The sequence below is a fragment of the Aquabacterium humicola genome (assembly GCF_030167915.1).
In the GTDB taxonomy this organism is placed as follows: Bacteria; Pseudomonadota; Gammaproteobacteria; order Burkholderiales; family Burkholderiaceae_C; genus Pseudaquabacterium; species Pseudaquabacterium humicola.
Genome location: NZ_JARGNB010000001.1, coordinates 1,093,996 through 1,114,117, shown reverse-complemented (window position 1 = coordinate 1,114,117; position 20,122 = coordinate 1,093,996). Strand labels below are relative to the sequence as shown.

19 protein-coding genes, 1 tRNA gene and 1 riboswitch are annotated in these 20,122 nt (G+C 69.7%); of the genes, 7 read left to right on the top strand and 13 right to left on the bottom strand.

Features of this window, described 5'->3' with window-relative positions:
* Positions 1 to 133: 133 nt before the first annotated feature.
* Entirely contained in the window at positions 134 to 1,021 is an 888-nt protein-coding gene (locus P1K89_RS04940) for a DMT family transporter (RefSeq protein WP_284615254.1), read from the bottom strand.
* 117 nt (positions 1,022 to 1,138) lie between these two features.
* On the opposite strand from P1K89_RS04940, the gene P1K89_RS04935 reads away from it, so the two are divergent.
* Positions 1,139 to 1,215, top strand: a tRNA-Asp gene (locus tag P1K89_RS04935).
* 293 nt (positions 1,216 to 1,508) lie between these two features.
* Entirely contained in the window at positions 1,509 to 1,727 is a 219-nt protein-coding gene (locus tag P1K89_RS04930) for a hypothetical protein (protein WP_284615253.1), read from the top strand.
* 19 nt (positions 1,728 to 1,746) lie between these two features.
* Here the strand turns inward: P1K89_RS04930 and P1K89_RS04925 are convergent, their stop codons facing one another.
* From P1K89_RS04925 to P1K89_RS04885, 9 genes are all read right to left on the bottom strand, one after another.
* Positions 1,747 to 3,210 (bottom strand): prepilin-type N-terminal cleavage/methylation domain-containing protein, encoded by a 1,464-nt coding sequence (locus P1K89_RS04925; RefSeq protein WP_284615252.1) that lies wholly within the window; start codon positions 3,208 to 3,210, stop codon positions 1,747 to 1,749.
* Positions 3,207 to 4,571 (bottom strand): PilX N-terminal domain-containing pilus assembly protein, encoded by a 1,365-nt coding sequence (locus tag P1K89_RS04920; protein WP_284615251.1) that lies wholly within the window; start codon positions 4,569 to 4,571, stop codon positions 3,207 to 3,209. Before P1K89_RS04920 ends, P1K89_RS04925 begins: the two co-directional genes overlap by 4 nt.
* Positions 4,568 to 5,287, bottom strand: coding sequence for a PilW family protein (locus tag P1K89_RS04915; protein ID WP_284615250.1), 720 nt, complete (start codon positions 5,285 to 5,287; stop codon positions 4,568 to 4,570). The genes P1K89_RS04920 and P1K89_RS04915 overlap by 4 nt, the downstream gene beginning before the upstream one ends.
* Positions 5,281 to 5,853 (bottom strand): GspH/FimT family pseudopilin, encoded by a 573-nt coding sequence (locus tag P1K89_RS04910; protein WP_284615249.1) that lies wholly within the window; start codon positions 5,851 to 5,853, stop codon positions 5,281 to 5,283. The genes P1K89_RS04915 and P1K89_RS04910 overlap by 7 nt, the downstream gene beginning before the upstream one ends.
* On the bottom strand, positions 5,838 to 6,317 hold the full coding sequence (locus P1K89_RS04905; RefSeq protein WP_284615248.1) for a type IV pilin protein: 480 nt from the start codon (positions 6,315 to 6,317) through the stop codon (positions 5,838 to 5,840). Before P1K89_RS04905 ends, P1K89_RS04910 begins: the two co-directional genes overlap by 16 nt.
* A 94-nt stretch (positions 6,318 to 6,411) precedes the next feature.
* Complete coding sequence (locus tag P1K89_RS04900) at positions 6,412 to 6,975, bottom strand: GspH/FimT family pseudopilin (protein ID WP_284615247.1); 564 nt, start codon at positions 6,973 to 6,975, stop codon at positions 6,412 to 6,414.
* A 103-nt stretch (positions 6,976 to 7,078) separates the two neighbouring features.
* The gene (gene nrdR / locus P1K89_RS04895) at positions 7,079 to 7,522 is read right to left on the bottom strand and encodes a transcriptional regulator NrdR (protein ID WP_284615246.1); all 444 of its coding nucleotides are present in this window, start codon (positions 7,520 to 7,522) and stop codon (positions 7,079 to 7,081) included.
* A gap of 39 nt (positions 7,523 to 7,561) precedes the next feature.
* Complete coding sequence (gene glyA / locus P1K89_RS04890) at positions 7,562 to 8,809, bottom strand: serine hydroxymethyltransferase (RefSeq protein WP_284615245.1); 1,248 nt, start codon at positions 8,807 to 8,809, stop codon at positions 7,562 to 7,564.
* 62 nt (positions 8,810 to 8,871) lie between these two features.
* A riboswitch (ZMP/ZTP riboswitch) is annotated at positions 8,872 to 8,991 on the bottom strand.
* Between the two features lie 44 nt (positions 8,992 to 9,035).
* Complete coding sequence (locus P1K89_RS04885) at positions 9,036 to 9,905, bottom strand: lytic transglycosylase domain-containing protein (protein WP_284615244.1); 870 nt, start codon at positions 9,903 to 9,905, stop codon at positions 9,036 to 9,038.
* 253 nt (positions 9,906 to 10,158) lie between these two features.
* Between P1K89_RS04885 and P1K89_RS04880 the strand changes: the two genes are divergently transcribed.
* Positions 10,159 to 11,727 (top strand): UbiD family decarboxylase domain-containing protein, encoded by a 1,569-nt coding sequence (locus tag P1K89_RS04880; RefSeq protein ID WP_284615243.1) that lies wholly within the window; start codon positions 10,159 to 10,161, stop codon positions 11,725 to 11,727.
* A 255-nt stretch (positions 11,728 to 11,982) separates the two neighbouring features.
* On the opposite strand, the gene P1K89_RS04875 is transcribed toward P1K89_RS04880, so the two are convergent.
* Positions 11,983 to 12,789 (bottom strand): YdcF family protein, encoded by an 807-nt coding sequence (locus P1K89_RS04875; RefSeq protein WP_284615242.1) that lies wholly within the window; start codon positions 12,787 to 12,789, stop codon positions 11,983 to 11,985.
* A gap of 110 nt (positions 12,790 to 12,899) precedes the next feature.
* Here P1K89_RS04875 and msrA point away from each other — a divergent pair, with 110 nt between their 5' ends.
* Positions 12,900 to 13,430 carry a peptide-methionine (S)-S-oxide reductase MsrA gene (msrA, locus tag P1K89_RS04870; protein ID WP_284615241.1) on the top strand — a complete coding sequence of 177 codons (531 nt, stop codon included), beginning with the start codon at positions 12,900 to 12,902 and terminating at the stop codon, positions 13,428 to 13,430.
* A 90-nt stretch (positions 13,431 to 13,520) separates the two neighbouring features.
* Entirely contained in the window at positions 13,521 to 16,178 is a 2,658-nt protein-coding gene (locus P1K89_RS04865) for an ATP-binding protein (protein ID WP_284615240.1), read from the top strand.
* Between the two features lie 21 nt (positions 16,179 to 16,199).
* Here P1K89_RS04865 and pdxH read toward each other — a convergent pair whose 3' ends face one another.
* Positions 16,200 to 16,838, bottom strand: a complete 639-nt coding sequence (gene pdxH, locus P1K89_RS04860) for a pyridoxamine 5'-phosphate oxidase (RefSeq protein WP_284615239.1) — start codon at positions 16,836 to 16,838, stop codon at positions 16,200 to 16,202.
* Between the two features lie 124 nt (positions 16,839 to 16,962).
* Here pdxH and P1K89_RS04855 point away from each other — a divergent pair, with 124 nt between their 5' ends.
* Entirely contained in the window at positions 16,963 to 17,583 is a 621-nt protein-coding gene (locus P1K89_RS04855) for a nucleotidyltransferase family protein (RefSeq protein WP_284615238.1), read from the top strand.
* A gap of 7 nt (positions 17,584 to 17,590) precedes the next feature.
* Here P1K89_RS04855 and P1K89_RS04850 read toward each other — a convergent pair whose 3' ends face one another.
* On the bottom strand, positions 17,591 to 18,181 hold the full coding sequence (locus P1K89_RS04850; RefSeq protein WP_284615237.1) for a gamma-glutamylcyclotransferase: 591 nt from the start codon (positions 18,179 to 18,181) through the stop codon (positions 17,591 to 17,593).
* Positions 18,182 to 18,282: 101 nt separating this feature from the next.
* Between P1K89_RS04850 and edd the strand changes: the two genes are divergently transcribed.
* Complete coding sequence (edd, locus tag P1K89_RS04845; protein WP_284615236.1) at positions 18,283 to 20,118, top strand: phosphogluconate dehydratase; 1,836 nt, start codon at positions 18,283 to 18,285, stop codon at positions 20,116 to 20,118.
* Positions 20,119 to 20,122: the final 4 nt, after the last annotated feature.

Below are 20,122 nucleotides of genomic sequence, written 5' to 3'. Positions count from 1 at the left end.
CTCCTGGTGGGAACCGGGGCGAGGCCCGTGTGCTGCACGCCGCCAGATCCGCCCCGTGGCCAGTGTGCCGCCGCAGGTGCGACCGCGCATGACATGCCGCAAGCGGATGCAAGCGGGCTGGCCGCGCAGCGCCTCAGGACTCGCTCGTCGGCCTATTGGACTGCGGCGCGGCCTGGCTGCGCAAGCGGCTCGCCCCGATGCCGGCGGCGACGATCAGCGCCATGCCGGCCAGTGCCATCCAGGTCACCGGGTCGCCGAAGATCCAGACGCCGAGGAAGAACGAGAACACGATGCCCAGGTATTGCAGGCTGGCGTTGACCAGCGGCCGACCGATCGAATAGGCCCGCGTCATCATGAGCTGCGCGACCGTCGCCAGCAGCCCCGTGGCCAGCAGCAGCATTGCCCCGCGCCAGCTGTGCGCGTGGAAACCCTCGAAGACCGCGGTGACGGCGCCGGCGATCGCGCTGCCGAGCGAGAAATACAGCACCACGCGCAGTTCGGGCTCGCCGGCGCGGCCGAGTGCGGTGACCTGCAGGTAGGCCATCGCGGCGAGCATGCCCGACAGCACGCCCGCCATGCCGTGCCACAGCTGGTTCTGCGCCATCGTCGGCCGCAGGATCAACGCGACGCCCGCAAAGCCCACCATCACCGCGAGCAGCAGTCGCCAGTCGACCCGCGAGGCGCCCAGCAGCACCGCGCCACCGAGCAGGAACAGCGCCATCCACACCGACGACATGTAGTTCAGCGTGACCGCGGTCGCCAGCGGCAGGTTGCCGATCGCGTAGAACCACAGCATCAGCGCCGCGACGCCGCTGGTGCTGCGCCAGAAGTGCATCGCCGGCACCGGCGTGCGCAGGGGCACCCCGCGCCAGCGCGAGATCGCCGCGATCATCAGCGTGCCGATCAGGCCACGGTAGAAGACGATCTCGCCGGTGCCGTACAGCGCCGACGCGAGCTTCACGGCCACGCCCATCGTCGCGAAGAGAAAGGCGGCAACGATCATCAGCAGCGCGGCTTGCATGCGGACGATTCTCGCCAGCGCGACGCGCGATGCAGGCGCTGCACGAAGATTTGCCTCGCAATGTTGCCAACGCCTTTTGCTCCATGCTATAGTGCAAGACTTGCTTGAGCCGACAGCGGAGTGGTAGTTCAGTCGGTTAGAATACCGGCCTGTCACGCCGGGGGTCGCGGGTTCGAGTCCCGTCCACTCCGCCAAACTTCAAGCAGCCGCGCCACCGTCAGGTGGCGTTTGTTTTTGTGCCGTACGTCTTGTGCCGTACGCACTCCGTGTCCTCGTGGCTTCGGTCGGCTCCCGCCGAATGTCTCCCGCTCGATCGTGAACTGCTGCCGGCGCCGTCTCCATCCGCCGGCTGCCTTGTCGGGCGGATTCCTACACGCAGCGCACCGTCGCGCCGACCTCACGCTCAGTCACTGACCGAGCGCGCCGCCGCGACGCCTTGTCTATGCTTTGGTTCATCCGAAACGCAAAGCACTGCACCGAGGACACCATGTCGCACAGCGCCCGCAGCCACGACGCCAGCAGCTACGAACTGCGCTTCGACTCGCTGTTCATCGAAGGCCGCGGCATGTCCTTCCCGTGTGATGCGGCGGGTCAAGTAGACCTTGACGCGTTGAGCGAACGGGCCCGCTGCAACTACCTCTACGCGCGGGCGGTGGTCGGCCGCGAGTTCAGCACGCCGGCGGTGCGGGTCAGCGGCCTGCACTGACCCCTGCTCATCCACGCGCTCAAGGGGGCGTGGGCTGGTGCTGGAGCGTATTGCTGTTGACCATGTCACCCGTGACCGGATTGGCCGCACTGTCGCTCGGGCAGGCTTTCAGCGCGCTGATCACGAGGAAGTTCTGGTTGATCAGGTTGCCCACCACACTCGTGTAGTCCAGCGGATGGTCAGCGTTCGTCGTGACCGGCAGGGTCGACTGGGTGTATCGGCACACCTTGTATTCGTAGGCGGCGTTGCCGATGGCCCACTTGGGCGACGATAGACCCCCGTACCCCACGGGACGAAGCTCGGAGCGGCCGGACCACGAAGTGACGCCCGTGCCGCTGATGACGCAGAAATACTCCGCCGACATCTGGACGGGTGCTGTCGCCACGGCAGTCTTGAGCAAGCTCGCGGCCGAGCTGAAGCAGGTCCAGGGCTGCCCGGTCGACAACACGCCGCCCGCGCCCATTCGCACCTCGACCGGCAGCACGGGCCAGCGCGGGTTCTCCGAGTCGGCTGCGGTGAGCACATAAGCGGCGTCGGTGACGGCGAAGGGCGCGATCGCCGCGTTCGCCAGGGGACAGCCGGCCACCAGGGTATCGGTCAAGGACGAAGTCGGCGTACCGGTGCCGATCGAGGTGCAGTTCTTGACGATCTTCGACGTCGCGTGATCGATCACCCACGCCACCGTGTCGGTCGGCACCGGCTTCATCGCACTGGTGCCGTTCCCCAGGTCCTGGGCGATGTCGCGCAGGTTGAAGCGGATTTCGCCGGCCAGCAGCTGCCCGCCATAGCTCAGCGCGGTGCAGGTCGCCGGCGCGACGACGAAGGAGCTCGACGTGCTGGCCGCGCTAACGACGCAGATGTGCGTGATCACGCCGGTGGTGTTGTTGAACATCCAGGCCGTCGTGCCCGTTTCGATCGGCTTGAAGACGCTCGTGCCGTCGCCGAGGTCGTGCGCGCGCGGCGGAATGGTCGGGTGGCGGTTGTCGCGGCGGCCGATCGGCGTCAGGGTCTTCGGCGCGATGACCATGCCCGAGAGCACCGGATCGACGCGGGAAATGGTGTCGCGCAGCGTGACCGCCTGGGCCAGGCCTTGGCGGTCGGTCCAGGTCACCGTCGCGGCGATGATCACCGCGGCCCGCCGCACGCCCGCCGCGGGGTCGGGCGTCACGTTCCGCACGACGGTATAGGTCGTGTTGTATTCGGGCCCGCTCACGGTGGCCGGTGCGAGGTCGGCGATGGCGTCGAACTCCGCGTCGGTGGCGCCGGCCGTGCCCACGAGGTTGAACCCCCGCGCCGCTTCGATGACCTGCTCGGCCAGGCGCGTGGCTTCGGCCCGCTGCTTGGCCATGTCGGAATTGAACCGCAGCGTGCTTTGCACGCCGACCACGGCCAGCATCCCGAAGGCCATGACGGCCATCGCAACCAGCGCTTCGACGAGCGAGACGCCGCGCCGACGAGAGAAGGGAAGGCGTGTCATCTTCATGTGCCCGCTCGTGTGCTCCAGCTGCCCGGGACGCGGACGAACGAACCGTAGCCGTCTCGAATCTGCTGGACCATGGCCCGGTCGTAGGAAACCGCCGCCGTGCCGGAGCCTGCGTAGTTGCCCCGAACCAGCAGCGCCCCTCGCACGATGCCGTCGGCTGCCGCCGCGTTCCAGGTCACGTCGCCTTCGACGTAGATCAGCCCGTTGAATGCCACCTGCTGGTTGAAGGTGAGGTTCCCGTTCACCACCAGCATGGTCGGCAGCGCGGCGGTTCCGATGGTTACCGGGCCCGGCAGGCCGGCGAAGGTCAGGTTGCCGTTGACGTAGATGATGCGCGTCGGATTCTGCGCAGCCAGCGTTGTGAGCGGCAACGTGACGCCGTTGTACAAGACCGCGCTGGCATCGCATCCGAGCGGGCAACTGACGAAGACCGCTGCCGGCTGCTCGCCGTAACGCGTCGCCGGCAGGTTGAAGCTGCGGCGGAAGAAGTCGCTGGCCGGCACGTCGGTCAGCGTAGTGTCGCCGGCCTTGGTGACCTCGCCGGTGCCGCCGGCCGGGCCGGCTGCCTTGACGGCGAGCGGATCGACGATCGCGCCGCCGACGCGGAGCGCGACGCCGGTCGAGCTGTCGGGATTGATCACCCGGAGTTCGCCGGCACTCTGATCGACGGTGCCACGAACCGTCATCGCGGCCGAAGGAAACACTGGCATCGCCGGCACCAGTGCGACGGCCACCCGCAAGGTCGCCATCGAGTCGACCTTGACCGCGCCGGAGCCACCCAGGTTGAGGTTGATCGGCTCGATGTGGCAACTGCCCGCGCTGTTGACGTTGCCACCGTTGATCGCACCGCTGCGCGCGGCATCACAACCGCGGGTGTTGAGCACGATGACGCCCGGCAGGTTGTTCATGGGATCGAATCGGGTCGTGAAGACCGGGCGCGTGACCTCGGCGCCCAGCGTCAGGTTGCCGGGCGGTCCGACCGGGCAGGTGCAGTTCCATCCGGTGTCGGTGGCGATGCAGGCTGGCTGGGCCTGCAATCCCCCCCAGACTTTCGCCTCGAACGTTCCGTCGGCCTTCAGCGTCAGGTAGCGGTTGCGGAAGTCGTCGGTGGCACCGATCGACGTGCAGCTGGGGCCGACGATGCCCCCATTGAGCATCGACAAGGTCCAGTCGAGACCGGCCTCGGCGGCGCTCATCGATTGCGCGGCGCGGAAGCTGTTGGACGACGTGCGCTGCTCGAAGATCATGTTGCGGTTCGTGTATGCCGCGACCATGGCGAGGATGAAGAACAGCACCATCACCACGGCGAGCGTGGCGGCGCCCCGTTGGCGAAGGAAGGCTCGGGAGAGTGACGGCTTCACAGGCACACCTCGTCGTTGCGGACGCGCACGGTGGCCCGGATCTGGCGCCGGACGCTGGCGTCATGCACGGCCTGTCCGTTCATCGTCAGCACGAGGTGGCGCGTCGCGACGTACTGGCCGTTCGGCAGCGGGCAGGCGGCCGTCGCGCAAGGCGTTGTTTCGCAGGTCGGCAGCGGCATCGGGGCGCTGACCTGCTGGGTGATGTCGAACGACGTGATCGTGACGACGTTGGGATCGGTCAGCGCCTGGTAGCCGCCGGCACCGAGCAGGGCCTCGATCTTTCCGCTTGTCAGGCGAAAGCCGTGCATGTCGTCGGCCTCGATAGTGTTCTTCGCGGCGTTGTCCGGTTCGCTCGAATAGCTGTAGGTGATGGAACTGCCCAGCGTCGCAGAGAAGTTGTTGTAGCCGGCCGGGCGATAGGCCACCGCCGCCTTCGCTGGCGCGTTGACAGGCTGCACGAGGCTGTCGGCAAACTTTGTGTAGCCGCTGCGCCGGATGTCGCGCACGATGATGTCCATCGCGGCGCGCATGTCCTGCTGTACCTGTGTCTCGAGCAGCAGCCGCTTGTTGTCAGAGATTTGGTTGGAAACCACCATCGTCGCGCCCGCCAGCACGAACATGCCGACGGCGATACCGACCAGCAATTCGACGATGGACAAACCCTGCACCGGGCCTGTTCGGCGCGCGCGAATGACGAAACGCGGTGTGACTAGCATGGCTTGAACCCGGGGATCTTGGAACCGGTGGGCGCACAGATCTTCGGCTGGCTGACGCCGTACGTGGGAATGACCGACAACTGGCGGGACGGGCTGCCGCCGTTGATCGTCACGGTGGCGGAGAGATTCGTGTCCAGACTGAGCGAACTGCCGGTCTCGTACGCCAGTTGCGACATCGGGGTCGTGAGGCGGACATCACCCGGGTCCGGCAGGATGACCGTCTTCAGCTCGGTCCATTGAGCCTGGCACTTCGGCGTGGCCGCACAGTCGCAGGCCTCGCCGCGATTGGGGGGACCGCGGAAGACGATGTAGCAGCCGTTGCCGATGTTGTAGAAAGCGATGAAGGCCTGCACGTTCGCGCTGATCGCCTCCGCACGCGCGTAGCGCATGTCGGTGACCAGTTCGGTGGCCACCGAGGAGACGCGTTGCGCGACCATCCAGTTGCGCAGCGACGGCACGCCGAGCGCGAGGATGATGGCCACGATGGCGACGCCGACGAAGAGCTCGATCATCGTGAAGCCGCGCCGTGCCCGGCGAGGCGCTTGCACGGTCACTTGGCCCAGCATGCGTTGACCCCCGCGGAATTCCAGGCGCTGCCGTCGGCGGAAGAGCTGTAGGTCATGTTTCCGCCCACCATCGCCACGCGCAGGTACTTGCAGGCCGTGTCGCTGACCTGCGAGCCCTGCGCCTGGGCGGTGATGGTGTACTGCGAGCCCGCATCGGCGCCGGCCCCGACGGCCAGCGTATAGGTGTAGTACCCGTTCGGCGACACGTTGCCGCTGGGCAGGCCCAGGTCGGCGAAGCTGGTCGTGTAGGCCGCGTTCCGGCCGCGCCAGCGTTCCTGCGCCTGTTGAAGCCTGGTCATGCCCTCGACGGCGTCGGCGCGTCGGCCCTTGCGCACAGAACCCATGAAGTTCGGGTACGCGATGGAGGCCAGGATGCCGATGATGGCGATCGTTATCAGCAGCTCGATCAGCGTGAAGCCTTGCCGGCAAAGACGTGGCGGAATCGATTGACGCATGGCCCGCATGGTGGCATTGATCGTCCGCGTGGTCGCCGGTCGACGCGCCTTTTGTCCGCCATGACCAGCCGCTCGTCGTCTCCCCCCACGTCCTTGGGGGACTTCAGCACGGTTTGACGCCATGCACCGCTCCGTCGGGCGAGCAGGTGCGCGTGCGGCCCATGATGTTGACCACCTGGTGCAGCGCCCGGCCCTTGGGATCCGCCAGCTTGAAGGTGGCGGTCGGCGTCACCGTGCCGTGGTCCGGCGCGAATGCGATCGACAGCTTGCCGTTGACCAGCTGCGCCGGACCGCCGGCCCGGTGCTCGACCAGCCGCAGCACCTCGGACTGACCTTCGCACTGGACCTGGCCAGCGCCCTGGCAGACGCAGGCGTGCGCCTCGCCGGTGTGGATGGCGTAGCAGCTGCCACCGCCGTCGAGCGGGCGTGCCGACAGGCGCACCGGGGCGTTGCGGGCAACGGCCAGCGAGCGGGCGTACTGGATGTCGGTCTCGAGCTCGGCGGCGGCCGATTGCAGCGCCTGGATGCGCTGCCAGTCGGTGAAGTTCGGTACCGCGACGCCCAGGGCCGTCGCGACGATCGAGGTCGCGCAGAGCGTCTCGACGAGCGTCATGCCGCGCGCGGCGGCGCGGCGGAAGGTGGGCTGGAAGTGGCTGGCGGTGTTCATGTGGACGCTCCCTGTGTTCGGTATGCGTCCACTGTAGGAATCGCCGCGCCGGCGCGCGTCGCCCCGAGGTGGGGATCGGCCACCCCCGGAGGGGGGAGGGGAATCAGATGTCCCGGATCAGCTGGCGGAAGGCGTCGACGTCCTCGAAGCTTCGATACACCGACGCGAAGCGCACGTAGGCCACCTTGTCCATGCGCTTGAGCTCGCGCATCACCAGCTCGCCGATGCGCGAGCTCGGCACCTCACGGGCGCCGGTGGCCAGCAGCTTGTCCTGGATGCGTTCGAGCGCGGCGTCGACCTGCTCGACGCTGACCGGCCGCTTGCGCAGCGCCAGCATCATCGACGAGCGAGGCTTGGCGGGGTCGTAGTCGACGCGCGCGCCGTCCTTCTTGACGACCGCCGGCATCGCGATCTCCGCGCGCTCGTAGGTCGTGAAGCGCTTGTCGCACTTCAGGCAGCGGCGACGCCGACGGATGACGTCGCCTTCGTCGGATTCGCGGGTCTCGACGACCTGGGTCTCGTGGTGGGCGCAGTAGGGGCAGCGCATCGATGGGTCGTGGAGGGCTGCCCCGGCTGTTGCCGCCGATCAGCGGTAGACCGGGAAGTCGCGCGTCAGCGCGGCCACCTTCGCGCGTACCGCGGCGATGTTCGCCTCGTCGTGCGGGTTGTCGAGCACGTCGGCGATCAGGTTCGCGGTGGCGCGGGCCTGGGCCTCGCCGAAGCCGCGCGTCGTCATCGCCGGAGAACCGAGGCGGATGCCGCTGGTCACCATCGGCTTCTGCGGGTCGTTCGGGATCGCGTTCTTGTTGCAGGTGATGTGTGCCTGCCCCAGCACGTTCTCGGCTTCCTTGCCGGTGATGCCCTTGGCGCGCAGGTCGACCAGCATCACGTGGCTCTCGGTGCGACCCGAGACGATGCGCAGGCCGCGCTGCACCAGCGTCTCGGCCATCGCGGCCGCGTTTTTCACCACCTGCTGCTGGTAGGCCTCGAAGTCGGGCGACAGCGCTTCCTTGAAGGCCACCGCCTTGGCGGCGATCACGTGCATCAGCGGGCCGCCCTGGATGCCGGGGAAGATGGCGCTGTTGATCTGCTTGGCGACCGCATCCTTCATCAGGATCAGGCCGCCGCGCGGGCCGCGCAGCGTCTTGTGCGTCGTCGACGTGACGACGTCGGCATGCGGCACCGGGTTCGGGTAGACGCCCGCGGCGATCAGCCCGGCGTAGTGCGCCATGTCGACCATGAAATACGCGCCGACCGCCTTGGCCACCTTGGCGAAGCGCTCGAAGTCGATGCGCAGCGAGTAGGCCGAAGCGCCGGCGATGATCAGCTTGGGCTTCTGCTCGTGCGCCAGGCGCTCCATCGCGTCGTAGTCGATCGCCTCGTTGGCGTCGAGGCCGTAGCTGACGACCTTGAACCACTTGCCGCTCATGTTCAGCGGCATGCCGTGCGTCAGGTGGCCGCCTTCGGCGAGGCTCATGCCCATGATGGTGTCGCCGGGCTGCAGCAGGCCGAAGAACACGGCCTGGTTGGCCTGCGAGCCGGAGTTCGGCTGCACGTTGGCGTTCTCGGCGCCGAACAAGGCTTTCAGCCGATCGATCGCCAACTGCTCGACGACGTCGACGTGCTCGCAGCCGCCGTAGTAGCGCTTGCCGGGATAGCCCTCGGCGTACTTGTTGGTCAGCTGGGAGCCCTGCGCCGCCATCACCGCGGGCGAGGCGTAGTTCTCCGAGGCGATCAGCTCGATGTGCTCTTCCTGGCGGCGGTTCTCGGCCAGGATGGTGTTCCAGAGCTCGGGGTCGACGTTGGCGACGGTGGATTGGTTGCGGTCGAACATGGAGGGCAGTCCTCGTCGAAGGTTGGTCCCGCGCGGGCCTCCGCTCGGTCGGGAGGGCTCGGGCGGGCTGCCCAGGCGAACGGCTACGAAAGCCGGCGGCGCATCGACGCCCGCCGGTCGCGCTCCATGGTGGTGATCCACCTCGGGCCGGGACGGCCCTATCGCCAGTCGCGCGAGGCTTGCAGTGTAGCGGAGCAGGGCGTCTGAAGCGCCCCGCGCCTGGGCGTCAGCGCGCCAGCGCGACGCGCTCGATGCCGGCGGCCGGCTGCGACGGCGCAGCGTCGATCGACAGGGCCGGCGTCGCGGCAGGCAGCGGGCTGACCAGCGGCGCGGTGACCGACACCGTCTTGCCTTCGACGACGCGGCGCAGGTGCAGCTGCTCGGCGAGCACCTTGCCGACGTAACCGCCGTCCTCGCCGAGGTTGGCCGCACCGACGTAGTGGCGCAAGCCCGCCTCGAGGCCGCCGGCGCGGGCGATGCACTCCTTGAGCACCTGCACGCCGACCCGCAGGTTGGTCACCGGGTCGAAGGCCGCGCGCGTCCCGCCGAAGGCTTCGTACTTGTCATCGTGGATGCGGGTCATCACCTGCATCAGGCCTTGCGCGCCGACCGGGCTCTGCGCAAACGGGTTGAAGCTGGACTCGACGGCCATCACCGCGAGGATCAGCGTCGGGTCCATGCCGACGCGCTGGCCGACGTGCCATGCTTCCTGCACCAGCCTGCCCACCGGCTCGGGCGCGACGCGGTAGCGCCGGGACAGCCAGTGCGCGACGGCCGCCTGCTGGCGCGGCAGGTCCTTGGGATCGAGCGCGGTGGCGCGGGCGATGGCGTCCGGCTCGCTGAATTCGGCAGGCAGCGGGGCCGGCTCGCGGGCTTCCTGGCGCGCCAGCAGCCAGTCGAGCGCACGCTGCTCGATGCTCAGCCGCATGTCGTCCCGGCCGCCGGCGAACAGGGTCGCGGCCACCACGCACAGGCCGAGCAGCGCCAGCGAGTTGTGGCACACCTCGAGCAGGCCGGCACCGATGTCGCGCACGAAGACGTTGCACGATCGTGCGCAGGCCTCGAGGGCAGCGCGCACGTTGGCGATCGCTGTCATGTCCTTCCTTTCCACGTCGCCGCTTCCACGGCCGGCCGACAGGCGGCACGGCGAAGGCGACAACGATAATGACTGCTCGCTGTAAAGCCGCTCGCGGCGGTTGCCGGGCGGCCTTGTTCCAAGCTTCCGGAGCCCTTGCCTCCCAACGAGGAAGGACACCGTGTAAACCCTGACGAGATCAGGTTGGCGGGATTCTGGAAGACATCTAATAACCGGTCAAGCATAAGGGCTCGACCTCTAATATCACCAAGGCATGAAGTACCGTGATTTGCGGGACTTTTGCGCTCAGCTGGAGCGCCAGGGGGAGCTGAAACGCATCACCCCCCCTGTTTCGACGGTGCTGGAGATGACGGCGCTGGCCGACCGGGTGCTTCGGAGCGGCGGTCCGGCGCTGTGGTTCGAGCGGCCGCAGGGCTTCGACGTGCCGGTGCTCGCGAACCTGTTCGGCACGCCGCGCCGGGTGGCGCTGGGCATGGGCGCCGACAGCACGGCGGAGCTGCGGGAGATCGGGGCGCTGCTGGCGCGGCTGAAGGAACCCGAGCCGCCGCAAGGCCTGAAGGACGCCGGCCGGCTGATGCAGCTGGCCAAGGCGGTGTGGGCCATGAAGCCGACCCGCCGCGGCGACGGGCCTTGCCGCGAGGTCGAGCTCGAAGGGGATGACGTGGATCTCGGGCGCTGGCCGGTGCAGACCTGCTGGCCGGGCGACGCCGCACCGCTGCTCACCTGGGGGCTGGTGGTCACCCGGGGGCCGCAGCAGGGCGTGGACAAGCCACGGCTGCGCCAGAACATCGGCATCTACCGGCAGCAGGTCATCGGGCGGCGCGAGGTCATCATGCGCTGGCTCGCCCACCGCGGCGGCGCACTCGATTTCCGCGACTTCGCGCGGGTGCAGCCGGGACGCCCGTTCCCGGTGGCGGTGGCGCTGGGCGCCGATCCGGCGACGATCCTCGGCGCCGTCACGCCGGTCCCGGACAGCCTGTCGGAATACCAGTTCGCCGGCCTGCTGCGCGGAAGCGCGACGGAACTGGTCGACTGCCGCGTCGGCGAGCCCGGCCGCCCGCTGCAGGTGCCGGCCCACGCCGAGATCGTGCTCGAAGGTCACCTGCCGCCGGCCCCGCCGGGCTTCGAAGGCCGCAGCGAACGCGGCGTGCCGCTGCGCGAGATCGGCGGCTACCTGCATGCGCTCGAAGGGCCTTACGGCGACCACACCGGCTATTACAACGAGCAGGACTGGTTCCCCGTCTTCCGCATCGACCGGCTGACGCACCGGCGCGATCCGGTCTACCACTCGACCTACACCGGCAAGCCGCCCGACGAGCCCGCCGTGCTCGGCGTCGCGCTGAACGAGGTCTTCGTGCCGATCCTGCAGCGGCAGTTTCCGGAGATCGTCGACTTCTACCTGCCGCCCGAGGGCTGCAGCTACCGGCTGGCGGTGATCTCGATCCGCAAGAGCTACCCCGGCCATGCGAAGCGGCTGATGTTCGGCCTGTGGAGCTTCCTGCGCCAGTTCATGTACACGAAGTTCATCGTCGTGACCGACGACGACGTGAACATCCGCGACTGGCAGGACGTGATCTGGGCGATCACCACGCGCATGGACCCGGTGCGCGACACCACGCTGGTGCCCGAGACGCCGATCGACTACCTCGACTTCGCGTCGCCGGTCAGCGGCCTGGGCGGCAAGATGGGCCTCGATGCGACCAACAAGTGGCCCGGCGAGACGAGCCGCGAATGGGGCCGCCCGATCACGATGCCCCAGGACGTGCAGGACCGGATCGCCCCGCTGTTCGATGCGCTGATGAAGACGGACGGCGCCGCCTGAAGGCGCACAAGCCGAGCGCTTGATCGAGCGCAACCCGGGTCTCCCCGGGGCTTGAAAGCCCTCCGGTGCTCGCCTATTGTTGGGTTGCCTTGAATGAACAAGGCATCAACCGTTGCGCAGTCTCTGCGCTGCAGGGGCCCTGGACCAATTTCCTCTGGAGCTCCATATGGTGGCTGGTTGCCACCCACCCCTCCGTGCCTCAGGGTCCGGGGGGGTTTGACTTTGTGGGTCACGCGTTTTCACGCGCTGCCGCGTTCAAGCCCCCATCAGCAGGCCGAGCGCCTCGCGCAGCACCAGCCGCACCTGCACGAAGCCCTCGCTCGAGGGCAGCCAGCGCAGCACCATCCGATCGTCGGCCGCGGCCAGGCCCATCGGTGCGGCCGTCACCTGCATCGGGCTGCGGCTGCGCTGCGCCGCTTCGACGAAGGCCCGCTGCGCGCGCCGCATGTGCCAGTCGTGCGTGACCAGCACGACCTCGGTCACGCCGGAGCCGGCCAGCATCGCCAAGCCCGACGCCGCGTTCTCGCGCGTGTCTCGCGAGCCGTTCTCGACCCAGCGCAGCTTGCGGCCGTAGTCGCGTTCGGCGATGCGGGCGGCGATGTCGGCTTCGGCCGGGCCCTCGTCCTGCGCCAGGCCGATCCCGCCGGCGAACATCAGCGGCGCGTCGAGCCGGCGCGCGAGCCAGATGCCGTAGTGCAGCCGCTGCATCGAGCGCGGCGCGAGGTGCGATTCGCCGTATTCCGGCGCCAGCCGCTCACGCCCACCGCCGAGCACGACCACGGCGATGCGCCGTGCCGCCGTCGGCTTCATCGCGGCGATGCGCGCTTCGCTCAACGCCGGCGGCGGCGACAGCAGCCACTGCTCGAGTGCGTTCCCGAGCACCGTCGTGCAACTGAACCACAGGCCGAGCAGGGAGGCGATCACCACCACCCGCCGCGTGCGGCCGCGCCCGCGCAGCAGCGCGAACAGGATCAGCAGCATCCACGGCACCGGCGGCAGCGCCAACGCTGTCAACACCGGTTTCACATGCACCCAGTCGAGGGTGGCGAGCAGGCTGTCCAATGGTTTCTCCCGGGCGGCCGATCCCGGCGCCCGCGGCGCGCATTGTGCGGGCTGTAAGGCCTTGCGCCGCGCCTCGACAATGCGTCATCGAACACAACAAGGACGATCCGATGGACCTCGAGACGATCACCCTGGGCGGCGGCTGCTTCTGGTGCCTGGAGGCGGTGTACGAGCAAGTCGACGGCGTCACCGCGGTCGAGTCCGGCTACAGCAACGGGCAGGTCATCGCGCCGACCTACGAGCAGATCTGCGGCGGCGACACCGGCCACGCCGAGGTCGTGCGCGTGCAGTTCGACCCGCACCGCATCACGCTGCGCGAGGTGCTCGAGATCTTCTTCGTGATCCACGACCCGACGACCCTCAACCGCCAGGGCAACGATGTCGGTCCGCAGTACCGCTCCGGCATCTACTGGCATGAGCCGTCGCAGCAGGCCGTGATCGACGAGGTGCTGGTGGAGGTGAACCGGGCGAACAAGGACCGCGTGGTCACCGAGGTCGCGCCCGAGCGCAACTACTCGCGTGCGGAGGACTACCACCAGCACTACTTCGCGCGCAATCCGGGTCAGGGTTATTGCGCGTTCGTGGTCGCGCCGAAGGTGGACAAGTTCCGGCGCACCTTCGCCGCGCGCGTGCGCCGCTGACGGCGACGGCTTTCCCGCGCCGGACCCGGCGCTACACTGACCCGGGGCGTGGTTGCCGCAGCGAACGGCGAACTTCAACACGGGTGTTCGATGGACCAGCTCTGGCGCCAGGCACCGTTGCCGGCCGTTCGCGTGCGCGAAGGCGGCGACGAGCCGGGATGGGAAATGAACGATGCGGCCCGCCAGTGGCTCGCCGGCAGCGGGCTGTCACCGGTCGCCTTCGAACACTGGATCGACGGACTGCGCGTGCCCGGCGACGCCGACCGCCTGTTCGGTCATCCGATCGCGCAGCGCGTCCGCAGTCGCACCATCGCCCTGCCCGACGGCCGCCTGATCTGGCTGCTGCCCGATGCCGCCCCGCGCGTGGGGCCCGAGGACGACCGCGAGCTGATCGAGCGCGCGCTGTACCTGTCGGACGTGTCGGTCTGGTGGATCGACGCCGAGCTCAGCCACATCCACTTCATCCGGCGCGGCGCGATGGCGCTGGGCAACAGCGGCGACGTCTTCAAGGTGCCGCTGGCGGAGCACCGCGCGCACATGCACCCGGACGACGTGGCGGGCGCCGCCCGCGCGATGCAGCAGGCGCTGGGCAGCGACCGCGTGGCCGATGCGATGGTGCGTTATTCGCTGCCCGAGGGCGGCTTTCGCACGCTGCTGACGCGGCGCGTCGCGCAGCGTGACGCACAAGGTCGGCTGCTGGGGCTGCTGGGCATCTCGATCGACCTGAGCGAGCTGGCCGCCGAGCGCGAGCGCAGCCTGCGGCTGTCCGATCGCATGCGGCTCGCTGCGGAGACGATCGGCCTCGCGTTCTGGTCGCGGCCCGTCGACACCGGCCCGGTCGAGTGGGACGACCAGATGTACCGGATGCACCACCGGGCCGCTGCCGAAGGGCCGCCGTCGATCGACGAGTACATCGAGCGCCATGTGCATGCGCTGGACCGCGACTGGATGCGCGAGCGCCAGCGCCAATCGCAGGCCCAGTGGCCGCAGGTCGACGACCTGGTGTTCCGCATCCCGGTCCCCGGCAGCGACGAGGTGCGCTGGATCCATGCGCGCACGCGCCGCGTCGTGCGCGACGGCCGGCGGGTGTCCTTCGGGGTGCACGTCGACGTCACCGAGCAGGAGATGGCCCGCCTGGCGCTGGCGCGCGAGCGCGAGCGGCTGGGCTTCGTGCTGGAAGCCGCCGGTGTCGGCGTGTGGGAGCGTCGCCTCGATGGCCGGCCCTCCTACCTCAGCGACGTCGGCTACCGCCTGCGCGGCCGCGTGCCGTCGCCGCTGCCGGTCGAGGACGTCATCGCGGAATCCACCGACCCGGGTGACTTCGCGACCGGCGAAGCCGCGTTGCGCCGCGACATCGAGCGCGGCGAGACCTACCGCCACGAGAGCCGCGTGCGCTGGCCCGACGGCGAACTGCGTTGGCTCGCGTCCTTCGGCCGGGCGGTGCGCGATTCGGCCGGCCGTGCGCTCTATGTCGCCGGCATCGACATCGACATCACCGAACGGCGCCATGCCGAAGCGGTGGCCCGCGAGCGCCTGCAGGCCGAGCAGGCCAGCCGCGCGAAGACCGAGTTCCTCGCTCGCATGAGCCACGAGCTGCGCACGCCGCTGAACGCGGTGCTCGGCTTCGCGACCTTGCTGATGCACGACCGCGACGAACCGCCGAGCACGCGCCAGCAGGAACGCCTGGCGCGCATCGAGACCGCCGGCCGCAAGCTGCTGCTGATGATCGACGAAGTGCTCGATCTGGCCGGCGACGACAGCAGTGCCGCGCCGCTGGTGTTCGAGCCGCTGGCGGTGGACGAGCTGGCGACCGAGGCCGTGCAGCGCGCGCAGGCCGCGGCGCGCGAGGCCGGTGTCGAACTGCACGTGTTGTCGCGGCCGCTGCCCGGATGGGTGTTGAGCGACCGCCTGCGCCTGTCGCGTGTGCTCGACCAGCTGATCGACAACGCGATCCGCTTCAACTGGCCCGGCGGCATCGTCGAGCTGCGCAGCTTTGCGCGCGAGCGCGACGACGCGCCGGGCTGGGTACTGGCGCTGCGCGACACCGGGCGCGGCATGAGCGCGGAGCAGCTGCAGGCGGCCTTCGAACCTTTCCAGCGCCTGGGCGCCGAGCACGAGGCGATCGATGGGCCCGGCATCGGCCTGGCCATCGTGCGCCGCTACGTCGAGCGCTTGCGCGGCCGCATCGATGTGGACAGCCGGCCCGGCCGCGGCAGCGAGTTCCACATCTGGCTGCCCAGTGCGCCGGAGCCGGCCGCCTCGTCGTCGGCGGCCGGCGTGCCGGGGACCGTGGTGACCGCTCCCGCGGCGCCCGTGTCGGCAGCCGCGAAGCCTGCGCCCACATCCGCCGGCGGTTCGCCGCTGCTGCGCGTGCTCGCCGTGGAAGACAACCCGGTCAACCTGCTGCTGCTGCGCGAAGTGTTCGGCATGCGCCCCGCGCTGGCGGTCGAGCTCTGCGAGGACGGCACCAGTGCGATCGAGCGCGCCGCGGCCTTCGAGCCGGACGTCGTGCTGCTGGACCTGCAGCTGCCGGACATGTCGGGGGTCGAAGTGATGCAGCGCCTGCGCGCCGATCCGCGCCACGCCCGCCGCCGCTACATCGCGTTGTCGGCCAACGCGATGCCCGACGACGTGCAGGCCGCGCGCGACGCAGGCTTCGACGACTACTGGACCAAGCCGATCGACGTGCGACGCTTCCTCGCCGCGATCGACCAGCTCGTGCAGGCGGTGGCGATCACGCCGGACTGAAGGGCTGAGGGACCCGGGCGATCAGGGCGCGAGACGCTCGCGCAGCCACTGGCCGCCGTCGAGCCGGTAGCGCAGGCGGTCGTGCAGGCGGCTCTTGCGCCCCTGCCAGAACTCCCACGCGTCCGGCACGAGGCGGTAGCCGCCCCAGTGCGGCGGCCGCGGTGGCGACAGCGCGAACTGCGCGGCGTAACGCGCGGCGTTGGCCACCAGCACCGCGCGCGAGCCGATCACCTGGCTCTGCGGCGAGGCCCAGGCGCCGAGGCGCGAATCGAGCGGGCGCGACGCGAAGTAGGCGTCGGATTCGTCCGCGCTCACCTTCTCGACCGTGCCCTCGATGCGCACGACACGTTCGAGCTCGACCCAGTGAAACTGCAGCGCGGCGGCCGGATGGACGGCGAGCTCGCGGCCCTTGCGGCTGTCGTAGTTCGTGTACCAGACGATGCCGCGCTCGTCGCAGCCCTTGATCAGCACGATGCGCGTTGACGGCCGGCCATCGGCGCCGACGGTGGCCAGCGTCATCGCGTTCGGCTCCGGCAGCTCGGCCTCCAGTGCCTGCTGCAGCCACAGCTGGAACTGGCGCAACGGTTGCGGATCGGCGGCCGACTCGTCGAGCTCGGCCCGCTCGTAGCTCTTGCGCAGGTCGGCGAGGCGGCGGTCCATGAGGGTGCAGTATGCCGCCCCCTCCCGCTTGGGGCGGAACCCCTACGTGGAACGCCTTAAGTGATGCTCCCACTGTCGATCGGCGCCGGGCGCCCCCATGCTTGGCCCATCGATGCAACGCAGCATGAAACCGCAACCGGTCATCGTCGTGTTGGCCGCGGGCCGCGGAAGCCGTTTTCGCGGGCGTGACCACAAGCTGGTGCAGCAGCTCGGCAGCCAGAGCGTGCTGGGCCGCACCATCGGGCAGGCGATCGCCAGCGGGTTGCCCGTGGTGGTGGTGACCACCGAGCCGCTGGCGACCGAATCGTCGCGCTGGGTCGCGCGGCGCGATGTCGTCGTGCTGCCCGAGGTCGGCACCGGCCCGTCCGGGCTCGGCATGGGTTATTCGATCGCTGCCGGCGTCGCGGCCCGGCCGGAAGCGGCGGGCTGGCTGGTGCTGCCGGGCGACATGCCGATGGTGAAGCCGGGCTCGCTGCAGGCGGTGGCTGCGGCGCTGGACCAGCACCCGGTGGTCTTCGCGCAGCACCGCGGCCGCCGTGGGCACCCGGTGGGCTTTTCGTCCGAGCTGTTCTCCGACCTCGTGCAGTTGAGCGGCGACGAGGGTGCTCGCCGCGTTGTCGCGCGCTACCCGTCGATCGGGCTCGAGCTCGAGGACCCGGGCGTGCTGATCGACGTCGATACCGAGGACGATCTCGCGGCGCTTCGGGCCTCGAGCCCACCGCCGCCCGCTTACCCGGCAAGTTAGCGGCGGATCAGACCAGTCCCTGGCCGCGCGCCAGCGCGACCAGGCGCTCGATTTCCCGGTCGCGCACCGCGCAGTCGCGCAAGGCATGGGCGGTCTGCAGCAGGTAGTCCAGCGTCGTGCCGTAGCGGCCCTCGGCATGGCGCAGGATGTGCAGCAGCTGCTCGTCGTCGAGCCGGCCGGTGTAGTTCGGGCTGCGGCGGCTCAAGGTGAAGGCCAGCGCATGCAGCACGCCGCCCGGGGTCTGGCAGGCGAGCCAGCGCGGGTCGTACACGCCGGTGGGCATCTCGCGCTGCCACAGCCGCACCAGCTCGTCGTCGGCGCGCTCGCGCGGGATGCGGTAGACACGGCCGCGGCACATGCCGCCCGACATCAGCGCGAAGACCAGGCCCGGTTGGTCCGGCGAACCGCGGTTGACGCGCGAGCGCATGCGGAACGAACGGTGCCAGCCGCGCACCAGCGCCGGCCGCCATTCGACGGCCTCGAATTCCGGCCGCCAGATCAGCGACGCGTAGCCGAAGACCCAGAGGTCGCCGTGGTCGGGCCAGTCGGCACGGGTGCGCTCGAGCAGCGCCAGCGGGTCGCGGAGCGGGGTCAGCATGGGCGAGGCACGCAGCATGCCAGAACTGCCGAATACCCCGCCCGGGTACTCGGTCTGTAACCAAGTTACCTGATTTTCGACTCATCGATTACCATCGTGCCATGAAGACCCGCATCGCCGAGATCACCGCGCGCATCCGCGAGCGCAGCGCCGCCGGCCGGCGCGCCTACCTGGCCCGCATCGACGCGCTGTCGAACCGCCCGCCGGGCGCCGAGCGCATGGGCTGCGCGAACGTCGCCCACGCCTTCGCCGGCATGCCGGGCGACCAGCGCTTCAAGGTCGTCGCCGAGCGCGCGCCCAACATCGGCATCGTCACCGCGTACAACGACATGCTGTCGGCGCACCAGCCGTACGAACGCTACCCGGCGCTGCTGCGCGACGAGGCGCAACGCCTGGGCGCGACCGCGCAGGTGGCCGGCGGCGTGCCGGCGATGTGCGACGGCGTGACGCAGGGTCTGCCGGGCATGGAGCTGTCGCTGTTCTCGCGCGACACGATCGCGATGGGCACCGCGATCGCGCTGACGCACGACGTCTTCGACGGTGCGCTGCTGCTGGGCATCTGCGACAAGATCGTGCCCGGCCTGCTGATCGGCGCGCTGCATTTCGGCCACCTGCCGTGTGTGTTCGTGCCGGCGGGTCCGATGGCCAGCGGCCTGTCGAACAGCGACAAGGCCAAGGTGCGCGAGCAGCACGCACAAGGCCTCGTCGGCCGCGACAAGCTGATGGAAGCCGAGCAGGCCGCCTACCACGGCGCCGGCACCTGCACCTTCTACGGCACCGCGAACAGCAACCAGATGCTGCTCGAGGCGATGGGCCTGCACGTGCCGGGTGCCGCCTTCGTGCACCCCCATGCGCCGCTGCGCGAGGCGCTGACGCGCGAGGCGGTGTGCACCTTGCTGGGCATCACCAAGCGCCAGCGCTACACGCCGATCGGCCGCCTCGTCGACGAGCGCGTGATCGTCAACGCGATGGTCGCGCTGCTGGCCACCGGCGGCTCGACCAACCACCTGATCCACTGGGTGGCCGTGGCGCGCGCGGCGGCGATCCGCATCGACTGGACCGACTTCGCCGAGCTGTCGGCCGAGGTGCCGCTGCTGGCGCGCGTCTACCCGAACGGTCAGGCCGACGTGAACCAGTTCCAGGCCGCCGGCGGCACCGGCTTTGTTCTGCGCGAGCTGCTCGACGCCGGCTGCCTGCACGGCGATGTCGAGACCGTCGCGGGCGGCGGCCTCGCGGCCTACGGGCAGGCGCCGGTGCTCGACGAGCGCACGTCCGGCGCCCCCCGGGTTGCCGTGCGCTGGCAGCCGGCGCCGGCCGAATCGCTCGATGCCACGGTGGTACGGCCGCACGCGGCGCCGTTCTCGGCGTCCGGCGGGCTCAAGCTGCTGACCGGCAACCTCGGCCGCGCGGTGATCAAGGTCTCCGCGGTGCCGGAAGACCGCCACGTGGTCGAGGCGCCGGCGCTGGTCTTCGACAGCCAGGAAGCGCTGCTGAAGGCCTTCGCGGCCGGGCAGCTGGAGCGCGACTTCATCGCCGTCGTGCGTTTCCAGGGCCCGCGTGCGAACGGCATGCCTGAACTGCACAAGCTGACGCCGCCGCTGGCGGTGCTTCAGAACAAGGGCTTCAAGGTCGCGCTGGTCACCGACGGGCGCATGAGCGGTGCGTCGGGCAAGGTGCCGGCGGCGATCCACGTGTCGCCCGAGGCGCTGGCCGGCGGCGCGCTGGCCAGGGTGCGCGACGGCGACCGCCTGCGGCTCGATGCCGTCAACGGCCAGCTCGACGTGCTGATCGACGACGCCGCATGGGCCGCCCGGGCCACGCACACGATCGACCCGACGCAGTCCGAGGTCAATGCGCACGGCCTAGGCCGCGAGCTCTTCGGCGGCATGCGCCGCCATGTCACCAGCGCCGAAGAAGGCGCGATCACCTGGTTGTGAGGAT

Bases quoted from the DNA above. Each gene is read 5' to 3' on its own strand.
- P1K89_RS04940 (WP_284615254.1), bottom strand. From the start codon at position 1,021: ATGCAAGCCGCGCTGCTGATGATCGTTGCCGCCTTTCTCTTCGCGACG.
- P1K89_RS04930 (WP_284615253.1), top strand. From the start codon at position 1,509: ATGTCGCACAGCGCCCGCAGCCACGACGCCAGCAGCTACGAACTGCGC.
- P1K89_RS04925 (WP_284615252.1), bottom strand. From the start codon at position 3,210: ATGAAGATGACACGCCTTCCCTTCTCTCGTCGGCGCGGCGTCTCGCTC.
- P1K89_RS04915 (WP_284615250.1), bottom strand. From the start codon at position 5,287: ATGCTAGTCACACCGCGTTTCGTCATTCGCGCGCGCCGAACAGGCCCG.
- P1K89_RS04910 (WP_284615249.1), bottom strand. From the start codon at position 5,853: ATGCTGGGCCAAGTGACCGTGCAAGCGCCTCGCCGGGCACGGCGCGGC.
- P1K89_RS04905 (WP_284615248.1), bottom strand. From the start codon at position 6,317: ATGCGGGCCATGCGTCAATCGATTCCGCCACGTCTTTGCCGGCAAGGC.
- P1K89_RS04900 (WP_284615247.1), bottom strand. From the start codon at position 6,975: ATGAACACCGCCAGCCACTTCCAGCCCACCTTCCGCCGCGCCGCCGCG.
- nrdR (WP_284615246.1), bottom strand. From the start codon at position 7,522: ATGCGCTGCCCCTACTGCGCCCACCACGAGACCCAGGTCGTCGAGACC.
- glyA (WP_284615245.1), bottom strand. From the start codon at position 8,809: ATGTTCGACCGCAACCAATCCACCGTCGCCAACGTCGACCCCGAGCTC.
- P1K89_RS04885 (WP_284615244.1), bottom strand. From the start codon at position 9,905: ATGACAGCGATCGCCAACGTGCGCGCTGCCCTCGAGGCCTGCGCACGA.
- P1K89_RS04880 (WP_284615243.1), top strand. From the start codon at position 10,159: ATGAAGTACCGTGATTTGCGGGACTTTTGCGCTCAGCTGGAGCGCCAG.
- msrA (WP_284615241.1), top strand. From the start codon at position 12,900: ATGGACCTCGAGACGATCACCCTGGGCGGCGGCTGCTTCTGGTGCCTG.
- P1K89_RS04865 (WP_284615240.1), top strand. From the start codon at position 13,521: ATGGACCAGCTCTGGCGCCAGGCACCGTTGCCGGCCGTTCGCGTGCGC.
- pdxH (WP_284615239.1), bottom strand. From the start codon at position 16,838: ATGGACCGCCGCCTCGCCGACCTGCGCAAGAGCTACGAGCGGGCCGAG.
- P1K89_RS04855 (WP_284615238.1), top strand. From the start codon at position 16,963: ATGAAACCGCAACCGGTCATCGTCGTGTTGGCCGCGGGCCGCGGAAGC.
- P1K89_RS04850 (WP_284615237.1), bottom strand. From the start codon at position 18,181: ATGCTGACCCCGCTCCGCGACCCGCTGGCGCTGCTCGAGCGCACCCGT.
- edd (WP_284615236.1), top strand. From the start codon at position 18,283: ATGAAGACCCGCATCGCCGAGATCACCGCGCGCATCCGCGAGCGCAGC.